This window comes from Sorangium sp. So ce145 (assembly GCF_051525985.1).
Lineage (GTDB): Bacteria > Myxococcota_A > Polyangia > Polyangiales > Polyangiaceae > Sorangium > Sorangium cellulosum_B.
In genome coordinates, this window is sequence record NZ_CP150315.1 from 1624012 (window position 1) to 1636285 (window position 12274).

Below are 12274 nucleotides of genomic sequence, written 5' to 3' on the forward strand. Positions count from 1 at the left end.
CTTGTCATCGATTGGCGGCCTTGACATGCCACTCGCCCCCTCGACAGGTCGAGTCGCCCCGCTCGTCGCGCGTCGTCCTGCCACGCTCCCGCTCGCCGCCGGAGCGCGCCTCGCCGTGCGGCGCGGCGCCGGGGCGCCTTGCTCTTCGCGCAACGCGGCCTAGCCTTCGCGGAGTGGCTCAGCCCCACGGATCCGCCGACGCCCGTCGAGAGGACGGAACTTCGGTCATTCCGACGCGGACGCGCTTCGAGGCCACGGCGAGGATGGGTTACGCCATCCTCACCCTGCTCCTGGCGCTCGGCATGGCGTTCTCGGTGCGGCGCTTCTCGTCCGTGGCCGAGGCTCAGATCGATCGGCTGCGCGCCAAAGAGCACGAGATCACGCTCGCGGAGCGGCTCCGGTGGAGCAGCGAGCTCATCGTGTCTCACGGCAGGGGCTACCTCATCTCCGGCGATCGCGAGCTCCTCGAGCAGGCGAAGAGGGCCAGGGCGCGCTTCGACGAGCACGTCGGCGCGCTTCGCGACCACGCGCTCAGCCCGACCGGCCTCGAGCGGGTGGCCGAGGTCGAGCAGGCGGCCAGGCACCTCGTCCGGGTGCAGAAAGAGCTGCTCGCCGCCCGGCAGCGGACCGACGATACGAGCGACCTCGTGCGCCGGTTCGACGAGGAGCTGAGGCCGCGTCACCGCGATCTCGAGGGCTCCCTCACCCGCCTCGTCGAGTACAAGCAAGACGTCCTGAAGCAGCTCTACGACGACGCGAAGGCGGAGCGAGCCCGGCTGGAGCTGTGGCTCGAGGGCCTGCTGGGCTTGCTGGTGCTGGCCGGCCTGGGGATCGCCTGGTACTTCACGAAGCTCCTCGGCGGCCCGTACAACAAGGCCCGGGAGGCGCGCGACGCCGCGCGCCTGGCGCTGGCGGCCCGCGACGAGCTCATGGGCATCGTGGCCCACGATCTGCGCAACCCGCTCGGCGCCATCGCGCTGAAGGCCGCGTGGCTGCGGCGGGGCGCCGACTCCGAGCGGACACGGCAGCAAGCGGAGTCGATCGAGCACGTCTCGCTGCGGATGGAGCGCCTCATCAGGACGATGCTCGACGTGACGACGATGCAAGCCTCCAGGTTCTCGGTGACGCCGAAGCCGTTCGCGGTGGAGGATCTCCTGCACGAGACCATGGAGACGTTCGGGCCGCTCTCCGAGTCGAAGCAGGTCCGGTTCGAGCAATCCCTGAAGGAGCCAGGGCTCGTGATCCGCGCGGAGTGGGAGCGCGTGCTCCAGGTGCTGTCGAACCTCCTCGGCAACGCGCTGAAATTCACGCCCAGGAGCGGCCAGGTGATCCTCTCGGTGGACCGGGACGGGGCGATGGCCCGCTTCGCCGTCCTCGACTCGGGGCCGGGGATCCCCCCCCAGAACCTCACGAGCATCTTCGAGCGGTTCTGGAAGGACGAGACGCCCGGGAAGAAGGGCACCGGCCTCGGGCTCTACATCGCCAAGGGGATCGTCGACGCGCACGGCGGCCGCATCTGGGTGGAGAGCGAGGTCGGGCAGGGCGCCCGGTTCTACTTCACGCTGCCGATCGCCGAGGCGGCGGGACACGAGGCGCCCGCGGCGGCAGAGGCGCCCGCGGCGGCAGAGGCGCCCGCGCCCGCGGCGGGAGGCGAGGGCCGCCCGCGCGGGTGAGGCGTCGATCCACGTGGCGCCACGTGGCGCGCGGCGGCGCCCGTGCCGCCCGGCGCTTCACGGCTGCCCGCCGGCCGGCGCGCCTTCCCGGACGCGCGCGTAGAGCAGCACATCGCCGACCCGCCCGTCCTTCACGACGTGGCGGCGCATCCGCGCCTCGAGCGCGTAACCCGCCTTCTCGAGCACGCGGGCGGACGCCCCGTTCCAGTCGAAGACGCCGGCCTGGATGCGCTCGAGGCCCAGCTGCTCGAAGCCGTACCGCGTCAGCGCGATCACCGCATCGGTCGCCAGCCCGCGGCCCCAGTAGGCCGCGCCGAGCCAGTAGCCGAGCTCCGCGGTGCCCCGGTGCACGTCGTCGAGGCGCTCGAGGCCGATGCCGCCGGCCGCCTCGCCGGCGACCACGATCGCCAGGGCCTCGCCGGGCCGCGCGCGCGCCGCGCAGTGCGCGATCCAGCCCTCGGCGTCGCCGCGCGTGTACGGGTGCGGAAATCGATCGCGCAGGTTCGCCCAGACGCGGCGGTCGTTCGCGTTCTTCACGAGCGCGTCGACGTCGACCGCCGCCCAGGGACGCAGGGTGAACGCGGGCATCTCGAGGATCATGGGGTCGTTCCCTCCGGTCGAGCCTCGCCGGCCCGAGCCTCCGATCGATCGAAGAGCTTCACGAGGATCTCGCTCCCGATGCCGGTCGCGACCATCCGCTCGCGGCGGTTCGAGAGCAGCGCGCCGAGCCACGGCAAGGCGCCGCCGTCCCCGAGCGGGAGCTCGAGGCCGTCGTCCCGGCGGACGTGGAGCTGGATGAACGGCCCGGCGTAGTAGCCGAGCCCCTGCAGCCGCGCGAGGTCGTAGGCGACCTCGACCTCCGGGCGTGCGCGGGCGAGCGGCTCGCTCACCTCGGCGACCCAGCGCTCGGCGCGCGCGAGGAGCTCGGGGCCGAGCCCGAGGGACCGCGCGGCCCCCACGAGATCCGCCGCGCGGCGCGGCAGATCGACGCCGGCCTCGCGCAGGGCCGCCTCCGTCGACCCGGGCTCGTGCGCCTTCGCCCGCCGCGCCATCGCGTCCGCGTCGACGCCGCGCGCGCCGAGGCTCGCGCGGACCAGCGACGTGTCGGAGAGCACGACGCGCAGCCCCGCGGCGCGGAAGCCCGCGTGAGGCAGCGCGCGGACGAGGTCCGCCCAGACGACGAGGTGCTCGAGCAGGGCGCGCCGCTCGCACGCGTCGTCCTCGCCGCGGCCCGGCGAGCGCGCCGCCGTCGCGAGGGCGAACAGGCGGAAGTGCGGCGTGAAGCCGGGCTGGGTCGTCGGCTGCATGCGCAGGACGCGCTGGCTCGCGCAGAACCGCAGCGGCTCGTTGCCCCGGGTCCCGCGCCGCCGCCGCGCCGCGTGCAGCGCGAGCCCCGTCGTGGGGTCCGCGGCGACCTCGGCGAAGCGGACCGTCGCGAGCACGTTGTTCGGCTCGACGCCCGCGCACGCCGTGGCGCCGAGCGGCCCGATTGGGGCCAGATCCACCGCCTCGAAGTCCGCCGCCGCCGCGTACGCCGCAGCGTCGAGGGCGTGCAGCCGCCGCGCATCGGCCGTCGAGGCGTGCGTCATGGGCGCGCGCTCCGCGTGGTCGAGGACGTCGGCGAAGCTCCGCCGCAGCGCGCGCCGGCGCAGGCAGTGGAGCAGGAGCGTCGTCAGCTCGTTGCCCGGGAGGTCCTCGGCGAGGAGCCGATCGAGCGGCTGACCTGCGTGCGCCTCGGCCGCGCGCCGGGCGATGCGCGACGAGAGCTCGCCCGTCTTGTCGCCTTCGAGCGGCCGCAGCGGGGGAGCGGGGGGCTGCTCGCGGGCGGTCGACAGCGTCGGGTCGTCGGCGGTGGGCATGGCTGGCTCCTCGTCGACACGGTGCCCTGGATCTGGCACCTTGGAAAGATCCAGAACAGCCGGTTTCGATGGTGCCAGCGCGCTCCACCTCCCACGCCGCCCACGCCTTCCTCCACCTGCAGCGCGGCGCGCCGGCGACGCTGGCCGCCCAGCTGGTCGAGCAGCTGCGCCGCGCCGTGCTGGACGGCGTCCTCCAGCCCGAACACCCGCTCCCGTCGTCCCGCGAGCTCGCGCGGGAGCTCGGCGTGTCGCGCAACACCGCCGTGGCGGCGTACGAGGCGCTGGCCGCGGACGGCACCATCGTGGCGCGCCCTCGGCGGGCGCCGGTCGTCGCCCACGTGCCGGCGCGCGCGGGGTGGCAGGGCGCTGCCCGCGTCCAGGCGGCGGCGGCCGCGCCGCGCACGTCGAAGAGCGCGCGGCGGCTCTCGGCGGTGGTGCCCCCCGACAAGCTCGACGCGCTCCTCGGCAGCCGCGCGCGGTCGCGTCCGTTCGGCGTCGGCCTGCCGGACCTCGAGCTGCTCCCGTGGCGCATCTTCGAGCGGTGCCTCGCGCGCCGCGCCCGCTCGATGTCGGCGGCCGACGCGCTCGACCACGACCCGCGGGGCGCGCCGCTGCTCCGGCGCGCCGTGCTCCACCACATCGCGGTGGCCCGCGGCGTGCGCGCGACGGTCGACCAGGTGTTCATCACGGAGGGAGCCCAGGCCGCGGTGGACCTGTGCTGCCGCGCGCTGCTCGACCCGGGCGACGCCGCCTGGGTGGAGGACCCGGGGCCGCTGGCCCTCCGCGCGGCGGTGCGCATGGCGGGCGCGCGGCCGGTCCCGATCCCGGTCGACGAGGACGGGCTCCGGGTGCACGCCGGCGCGCATCGACGTCGGGGCGCTCCGCGCGCGCGGGTCGCCTTCGTGTCGCCGGCCTACGCGTTCCCCTCGGGGGCGCGGCTCACGCTGCCGCGGCGCATCGAGCTCCTGTCCTGGGCCGCCAGGGCGGGCGCCGTCGTCGTCGAGATCGACTACGAGGGCGAGCTGCGGTTCGACGGCACCCCGCTGCCCTCGCTCCTCAGCCTCGACCTCGACGGCGTGAAGGATCGCGTGATCCACGTGGGGACCTTCAGCCGCTCGCTGTTCCCGGGCCTGCGGCTCGGCTTCATGATCGTGCCGCCCGCCCTGGTGCGCGCCGTGGCCCTGGTGCGCGCGGCGTCGACCCGCTCGCCGCCCTACCTGCTGCAGGCCGCGCTCGCCGACTTCATCGACGAGGGCCACTTCGCGCGCCACCTCCGGAAGCTGAAGCAGGCGACGCGGCGCCGGCGCGACCTCTTGCTCGCGGAGCTCGGGCTGCTCTTGCCGAGCGCCGTCCGGGCGCGGGCGCCCGCGGGGGGCTCGGTGCTGACGCTCGACCTGCCCGCGGGCGCCGACGACGTCGCCATCGTCCGGGCGCTCGCGGCGCGGGGCGTCGACGCGCTGCCGCTCTCGCGCAGCACGGCGGCGCGCGCGCCGCGCGCGCCCGGGCTCATCCTGGGGTTCGGCGCGCACCCGGAGGGCGCGCTCCGGGATGCGGCGCGGACGCTGGCGGCCGTCGTGACGCAGGCGATCGGCGCGGGCGAGGCGAGATGAAGCGCCGGCGGCGCGGCGGGATCAGCGGCCGCCCGCGACGTCCAGCAGCGAGCCCGTGCAGTAGGACGACTCGCTCGAGGCGAGCCACAGGATGGCGCGCGCGACCTCCTCGGGGCTGCCGGCGCGGCCCAGCGGCAGGCTCGCCTGGAGCCGCTCGACGCGCCCTGGATCGCCTCCGCTCGCGTGGATGTCGGTCGCGATGATCCCCGGCCGCACGGCGTTGACCCGGATGCCCTCGGCGGCGACCTCCTTCGCGAGGCCGATCGTGAGCGTGTCGACGGCGGCCTTCGAGGCCGCGTAGTCGATGTACTCGCCCGGGGAGCCGAGCTGCGACGCCCGCGAGGAGACGTTCACGATGGCGCCTCCCCTGCCGCCGCGGAGCGTCGACATGCGCCGGACCGCCTCGCGCGCGCACAGGAAGCTGCCGACGACGTTGGTCGAGAGGATGCGCTCCACGCGCGCCGCGGTCATGTCCTCGAGGCGCGCCTGCCGGTCGAGCACGCCCGCGTTGTTGACGAGCGCCGCGATCGGGCCGAGGTCGCGGTCGACGGTCTGGAACAGGCGCACGACGTCCTCTTCGCGGCTCACGTCGGCCGCGATCGCGAGGGCGGCGCCGCCGTGCGCGCGGATCTCGTCGACGACGCGCGCCGCGGCGCCCTCGTCGCGCAGGTAGCTCACGGCGACCGTGTAGCCTCGGCTCGCGGCGAGCAGCGCGGTGGCGGCGCCGATCCCGCGGCTGCCGCCCGTGATGAGCATGATGTCGGCCATGGCGCGGGAGCCTACGCGAGCCCGCGGCGATGCGGCGCGCCGTCAGGCCCGCGGTCGCGCCAGAGCAAGCCGCTTGAAAACCGGAGAAATCAACCTGCAAGCCGCAAGGGGCGCCAAGGCGACATGAGAATGAACCGCCAAGTCGCCAAGGACGCCAAGAAGACATCAAGATCCTGGCGTCCTCGGCGACTTGGCGGTTCAACTTCTTGCTTGGTAGTTCAACTTCTTGCTGTTTGCGTGCGGCTTCAACCCGCTGGTCGCTCTAGACTCGAGTCTGGTCGCCGCACCCACCGCGCGTCGCGGCCGCTCCCCGATGGCTCCGATCCGCCTGTGCGCTGCCGCTTCGCTCACCGTCCTCGTCGCCGCGTGCGCCGGCCGGACCACGGCGGTTCCTCCGGCCGAGTCCGCCTTTCCGCCTGGCCTCCCGACCCCCTTGCCGGAGCGCGCGCCTGCCGCGCGGGAGCCCCAGGCGTCACCGCCTGCTGCCGCGGCCGAGGCCGTGGAGCCCGCCTGGGCGCCGCCGATCGTGCACACGCTGGCCGTGCTCACGGTGACCCGCAGCGTGGAGGCGGTGCTGTGGCCCGAGCCCTTCGCCGACTTTCGCGCGGAGCGATGGGGATACCACTATGGCGAGGCGCTCACGAAGCCGCCGCTCTTCGACGCCGCTCAGCCCGCCTTCCGGTGGGATCACGACCCGTGGCCGATCAACGTGGTCGGCCACGGCTTGCTCGGGAGCGAGATGTACCTCAGGGCGCGGATATGCCGTTTCGGCGCCCCGGCCGCGCTCGCGTTCGCCATCGCCGGCACCCACCTCTGGGAGTACGGCTACGAGGCCAACGGCGTCCGGCCCTCGGCGCTCGATCTGGTCTACACGCCGCTCGCGGGGGTCCTCCTGGGTGAGCTCCGGTTCGCGACCTGGCGCGCGGCGGGGAGCATCGAGAGCGCGCCTGCGCGCCTGATCCTGCGCGCGCTCATGGATCCGTTCGGCGAGATCGAGCGGGGCGCCGGGGTCTTCGGCTGCTAGGCCCCGCGCCGCGCGAGCGCCTTCGGTCTTCGTGGTGCCGCCACGGCGCGTGCACGACCCCGGGGCGAGCCTCCCACCCCTGCGAGGTCATTCAACACCCTCTCCTTCGTCGGCGAATCTCGTAGGCGCCCATGTCGGGAGCGGCTCCCGCGACGCGCGGATTCCCGTCCAGATCCGTCCGCGGCAGGCCGCGAGTGAGGAGCCCGGCATCCCGGGCGGGCGAGGAAGCCTGGAGGTGCAGATCGCCGTCAGCAGGGGCCACGAAGAGCGGATCCTGGTCGATGTTGCCCGCGCCCGGATGGCCGCCCATCACGTCGCTGTAGGTGATCACGACCGTTCCGAGGCTCGCGATCTCCGTGGGCGAGTCTCCCCAGAGGATGGAGTTGAGCACCGTTGTGGTCCCGGAGGCCACGTAGATCCCGCCGCCAGCCGAGGGGAGCTCGAAGCCCTGGGCCTGGTTGCCGTAGAAGGTGCAGTGCGTCACGTCCAGAGCGCCGTTCGCGTAGATCGCGCCGCCTTGCGCCTCGATTTCGTTGAGGCCGCCCGCGCCGTTCGCCGTGTTGGCGAAGAAGACGCTGTTGGTCACGCGCGCCGTGCCCGTGGCGTTGATCGCTCCACCCCTCGTCGCGGTGTTGTTCGCGAAGAAGGAGTCGAGCACCGTGAGGTCGCCGACGGACGAGATTCCGCCGCCCAGGTTGCCGGTGACGCTCGACCGGAACATCGCCAGGCTCCCGCTGACGCTGATGGCGTGCTGCTGGCGTGCGTCCGAGTCGTTCCCGTCGATCGTCGAATCGGCTACCTCGACGCTGCTGCTGGAGGCGCCGAGCGCGGCCCCGCTGAAGTCGCTGACGTTGCCGGAGAAGACCGAGCCAGAGACCTTGAGCTCGCTGTCGGAGGACCAGATCCCACCCCCGCTCCTGCCGAAATTTCCCTCGAAACGGGACTCAACCACCTTCGCGCTGCTGCCGTCAAGGACGGCGAGCCCGCCCCCTGATGGGTTGGCGAAATTGAAGGAGAAGATGGATCGCACGACCTTCACCTCGCCACCGAGCGTGATGCCCAGCCCACCGCCCCGTCCGCCGACGCTGCTGTTGGAGGCCTCGTTGTTGAGGAAGCTGGCGTCGTGGAGGGTCACGTCGGCCCCCTCGATCCACAATCCACCTCCGTTCCTGGACGCGAGGTTGTTCCGGAAAACCACCCTCTTGACCTGCAGACTGCCCCCCTGGATCAGCATCCCGCCGCCATCCGGGCTGGTCGCGTCGGTCATGCCGTTCTGACAGGTGAAGCCCTCCACCCGGCTGCCATGGGGGACCTCGACCAGCGTCAGACACCGGCCGCCCGGCCCGAGGCTCGGATCCACGATCGTCGCGTCCGGCCCGGCGCCGATCAGCGCGATGGACTTGCCGGTCCACGCGATGGATTCGTGGTACGTGCCCGGCGCGACGCGGATCCTGTCGTGGTTCCCGGCCGCCTCGACGGCGGCCTGGATCGTCCGGTAGTCCTCCGGCACGTCGATGGTGCGTGCGCGCGCAGCGCGCGACCCTGCGACCACGACAGCCAGCGCGACGAGCGCTGACACGGCTCTTCGTTCCATGCTCATCCTCGGCCCCCTCCGTGAGAAAGGAATGCAGTGCGCGCGGAGGCGTCTTGGGCGTGGATCCGTTCAGCATCGCACGCAGCCCTTCCGCGCCTTTCCAGTTTGTCAGCTCGCGGTACGAGCACCATGCGCATTTTCCTGGTTCCAAGAACGCTCCCACCTGACATCGCTCAGCGCTTCGTCAAGTCCTCTCTTCCGCGTAGCTCGTTGTGGGAATTCCCACCCTGCGCTTCGTGACCGGGGTGGGCATCGGAGGGGCGGCAGCGCAGGCGAGCGCGTTGGGGCATGGCTCGTCACCTCCGCGACGAGCTCGTCGGAGGCGGCGGCGCCTGGGACACAAGGATCAGCTCCGCCCGCCTCCCCGCCGGCTTCAAGGTGACGCTCTACGACGTGCTCTGGAGGGATTCGACCCAGTCGCGCGTGCTCACGGCAGACGGGGACGTCAGTGACATCGGCCTCGACGAGATGACCTCGGGCTTCACCATCGAGCGCGGGCAGGAGCGAGCGCCACGCGCCGGTCGTGGACGGCTCGTGGCGCGTCACCCAGACCTCACGTTGGTGGGATCGCGTGAGCTGCCTCTGGTTCGGCGCTCTTACTCGATTTCTACGCAGATGGCATCACCGAGCTCGCGAGAGTCGGTCGCGCGGACGCCGCAGCCGTAACCTACACCGTCGATGGAGCCCCCTCCACCGATTCTCGCAATCCCCCAGTACCCGACGTGAGTGCATATCTCATCCGAGTAGGCGGAGGCGGTGGCGAAATCCACGTGCTCGAAGCCTTCCAGGCACTGATCCCCGCCTCTCACCACCGCGAAGGTCGTCCCGTCGATGTCAAAGAGCTGGTAGTTGGGCTTGCAGAGGATGTAGTCCAGCTCGCGGGTATCGCTGCCATGCTGCTGGCAGTTGTTCCACGGGCCATCTATCGAGTTCCCGTCGGCGATACGAAAGACCCCTGAATAGGGGAGCTCATCGCAGCGGGTGAGAAACGTCCAGAAGGCGTCGAGCGGGGTCAGCGGTGTGTATCCTGCGGGGCAAGATTCTCCTTCGTATACTCCGAACTCCAGCGCCTGAGCTTGAGCCGGTGCGCTCAGCGAGATGCCTCCGGCGACAAGGCCGCAGACCAGGGCGCCCATGGGCATCGTGTGATAGAAGTGTTTCATTTGCTTCCTAATGTATTGTTATGATGCGTTATATTTCCAAGCCAAGCGCGTGGTCGGGCGCAGGGATTCATTGGTGCATCTTGCTCACGCCGCAAGATGTCCCGTGGGCTCCGCAGTGAAGAGCCCGCTCTGTGCTTCATCGGCCAGCGCGGAGGCATCATTCTCAGAAGCGGAAACGCTGTCAACGTGTAAACGATCGTGTCGTTTCGTGGATATCTCTGATCGAGGTGGAAATGGCAATCTGATCCCAGTCACCCGATCTGTGGAACAGGCCTTGCCTTGAGTCGGGCTCTGCAGTGCGCTCGTGGGTCCCAGAGCTATGCGAGACGCGGGCCGCGCGCGATCCTCGCGCCGGGATCATGTCCAGAGTATGCGGCGACACCGTGGGCGACGCCAGACAGCGGGCTGGAACGGCGGCGTTCGAGAAATGAAACAGTGCTATCGAGCGCGGGGCGCCGTCTTCGCGCAGCGTCGCGCCGTGCCCTGCGTGGCCATCGCCCCGCGGGTGACCGGTGAAGCCCTGCAGCAGCGCAGCTGGAGGCTTCGCCCTCCAGTCCGACTACCGCTTTGAGCTCCTTGCGCGCTGATGTTGCGCGAACATGGCGAGCGCCCGTTCCGAGTGGCTGGCCTCCAGCATGCTGATGATGGAGTGGGCCGCCTGGATCATGTTGAGGAGCGCTCTCTTGGGCACGTCCCACGAGCGCGCGAAGGGCTCCGAGCTCCCGCCAAGGTCGATTCGTGTGACGATCGCCACGATGTCCCCGCGATCCTGCAGCACCAGGTCCTGGAAAATCTGCTCGCGGTGATCCCGTCGCAGCGACGCACGGACCTCAGCATCGAGCAGGGAGACGTCGACGTGTTCGCGCGGAATCATGTCGATTGTGACCGGGCGCAGCGCGCCGCGCCTCGGCTGCGCGAGTCCATCGCATCGCTCCAGCGCCGTGACGAAGCCTCTCGGCGGGGCGTAGGCGTGCGCCGAGACGTAATGCACGATCTTGTCCGGGGCGGCGTAGACAACCCCGTCGCCCAGGAGACGGATCTCCTTCGAGCCGAGGCCATCCGAGTCATCGCCACAGATTCCGCAGGGATGGAACCCTCGGGTGACGTGATAGCGTGAGGCTCGGCAGAGGCGATCGAGCTTCTCAACCAGCGGCGTGGTCAGCGCGCCGCGGGGGTACTCGTGCGGCGGCTCGAGCCATCCTACAGCGAGCTCCGGGAGATCGAAGGCACCGTCCTCTGGGTCCCACATCCACGTGTAGAGCTCGATCGGCTCCAGCGATGGTGGGCCGTTCTGGTCCCACGCCACAGGGGCGAAGCCGTAGCGGTAGGGAGCAAGATCCGGGAAGAACGTCATTGTAACTCCTGCCTCATGCCAGGACATCTGCCCGGCGTCAACGTTTGGCCGCGGCGGGAGGCCGTCGGCTGGAATGGCGTGTCAGAAAGCTACTCAAGCGTGACTTTCACAAATGTAGACCGACTGGCGATGTCGCGCAACGCTTGGACAAACTGCCCATCGCGGAGCGGATGCAATGACTGTGTGTTGACGAGCTTGAGCTCACACTCGCCCGGCCACCCAGGACCGCCGTTCAGGCCGTCCCAGAAGGCGTCGAGGTTCCGGCCAAAGTACGCCGCACCTTCCGGCTCCGCCGCAGTGACGTACGCGGACCAGAAGTCTGCTTCGGTCTGGACGGTATCGCAGTCAACAACGATGGTTCGCATGCCTTCGAGCCGCTCTCACGTCACGGCCTGCGGGCTTCGCCGTCGCTCTGGCGCCCGCTGCTGAATGACGGTATTGGGGATAGAAGATGCATCCTGCCTTCGCCAACATCCGATTCGGCCCCTTTGCGAGCGCCTACCACGCGGCAGCGATCACCCCGGAGCTCAAGGAGGCGCTCGGCGCATTTCTGGAGAACGAATTGCTGCCGCAGGTCGAGCAGCCTTTCGAGTCGACGAGCGGAGCCCTGGTGGCGGCCTACGACGCCGAAAGGTACTGCGGCCCGAACAGCGCGGTCCGCGACATCTATAAGTTTGAGTTCGCGTTTCATCGTTCGTCGGGCGATGACACGATCCAGGTCGAGCTGGTGTTTCGCCCGCGGGCCAGGGCGTTCTCCGCAAGAAAGAACAAGCCGCTCTACCTCTGGACTCCCGCCCGCCGCGATCGATACCACGCGGAAGGCCGACAGCTCCAGCACCTCTGCGGTCGCATCGCGAGGCACGAGGGCGTGGAGGCCGTTTGCCCCTTGTGTTCGGCGGTGCTCAGCGTCCACGATTCGCCAAACCTGTTTGATGTGAGCTGCCCGAGCCGCTGCTTCAAGTACAACGTTCACCGAGATCCGGCGGACGGGCAGTTCCTGCACGGTCACTTCTTCCGGAAGGAGCCCGGTGATGTCTGACCCCGCTCCTGTCGGATGTCGGGCAGCTGGTACACGCCGCCGTCCTGACGCCGATCTTCCTTGTGGTGAAGGCATGAGACGCCGGACGACCACCGCCGTTTCCGACCGACGATGCCGATCGTCGCGAGCCTTCGCCGGCAGCGTGTTGAGGCCTGGACACGATCGCGAGCGCCCCGGTGCGCCGGCCTGG

At 70.8% G+C, this 12274-nt stretch carries 11 protein-coding genes; 4 read left to right on the top strand and 7 right to left on the bottom strand.

What is annotated here, in order from left to right; all coding sequences use genetic code 11:
• Positions 1–263 precede the first annotated feature (263 nt).
• Entirely contained in the window at positions 264–1673 is a 1410-nt protein-coding gene (locus WMF34_RS06085; protein ID WP_437992699.1) for a sensor histidine kinase, read from the top strand.
• Positions 1674–1730: 57 nt separating this feature from the next.
• Here WMF34_RS06085 and WMF34_RS06090 read toward each other — a convergent pair whose 3' ends face one another.
• Positions 1731–2273 carry a GNAT family N-acetyltransferase gene (locus WMF34_RS06090; protein WP_012233772.1) on the bottom strand — a complete coding sequence of 181 codons (543 nt, stop codon included), beginning with the start codon at positions 2271–2273 and terminating at the stop codon, positions 1731–1733.
• The gene (locus WMF34_RS06095; protein ID WP_437992700.1) at positions 2270–3532 is read right to left on the bottom strand and encodes a hypothetical protein; all 1263 of its coding nucleotides are present in this window, start codon (positions 3530–3532) and stop codon (positions 2270–2272) included. The genes WMF34_RS06090 and WMF34_RS06095 overlap by 4 nt, the downstream gene beginning before the upstream one ends.
• A 68-nt stretch (positions 3533–3600) precedes the next feature.
• On the opposite strand from WMF34_RS06095, the gene WMF34_RS06100 reads away from it, so the two are divergent.
• Positions 3601–5142 carry a PLP-dependent aminotransferase family protein gene (locus WMF34_RS06100; protein ID WP_437992701.1) on the top strand — a complete coding sequence of 514 codons (1542 nt, stop codon included), beginning with the start codon at positions 3601–3603 and terminating at the stop codon, positions 5140–5142.
• A 21-nt stretch (positions 5143–5163) separates the two neighbouring features.
• Here the strand turns inward: WMF34_RS06100 and WMF34_RS06105 are convergent, their stop codons facing one another.
• On the bottom strand, positions 5164–5910 hold the full coding sequence (locus WMF34_RS06105) for an SDR family oxidoreductase (protein ID WP_012233775.1): 747 nt from the start codon (positions 5908–5910) through the stop codon (positions 5164–5166).
• A 313-nt stretch (positions 5911–6223) separates the two neighbouring features.
• Between WMF34_RS06105 and WMF34_RS06110 the strand changes: the two genes are divergently transcribed.
• The gene (locus WMF34_RS06110; RefSeq protein ID WP_012233776.1) at positions 6224–6934 is read left to right on the top strand and encodes a DUF3943 domain-containing protein; all 711 of its coding nucleotides are present in this window, start codon (positions 6224–6226) and stop codon (positions 6932–6934) included.
• Positions 6935–7025: 91 nt separating this feature from the next.
• On the opposite strand, the gene WMF34_RS06115 is transcribed toward WMF34_RS06110, so the two are convergent.
• From WMF34_RS06115 to WMF34_RS06130, 4 genes are all read right to left on the bottom strand, one after another.
• On the bottom strand, positions 7026–8528 hold the full coding sequence (locus WMF34_RS06115; RefSeq protein WP_437992702.1) for a choice-of-anchor Q domain-containing protein: 1503 nt from the start codon (positions 8526–8528) through the stop codon (positions 7026–7028).
• Positions 8529–9124: 596 nt separating this feature from the next.
• Positions 9125–9691, bottom strand: a complete 567-nt coding sequence (locus WMF34_RS06120) for a hypothetical protein (RefSeq protein WP_437992703.1) — start codon at positions 9689–9691, stop codon at positions 9125–9127.
• A 559-nt stretch (positions 9692–10250) separates the two neighbouring features.
• Positions 10251–11072, bottom strand: coding sequence for a hypothetical protein (locus tag WMF34_RS06125; RefSeq protein ID WP_437992704.1), 822 nt, complete (start codon positions 11070–11072; stop codon positions 10251–10253).
• A 62-nt stretch (positions 11073–11134) separates the two neighbouring features.
• A complete protein-coding gene (locus WMF34_RS06130) occupies positions 11135–11410 on the bottom strand; it encodes a barstar family protein (RefSeq protein ID WP_012233780.1) in 276 nt (91 codons plus the stop codon).
• Between the two features lie 86 nt (positions 11411–11496).
• Here WMF34_RS06130 and WMF34_RS06135 point away from each other — a divergent pair, with 86 nt between their 5' ends.
• Positions 11497–12084: a hypothetical protein gene (locus WMF34_RS06135; protein ID WP_437992705.1), complete on the top strand. Its 588-nt coding sequence runs from the start codon at positions 11497–11499 to the stop codon at positions 12082–12084.
• Positions 12085–12274 lie beyond the last annotated feature (190 nt).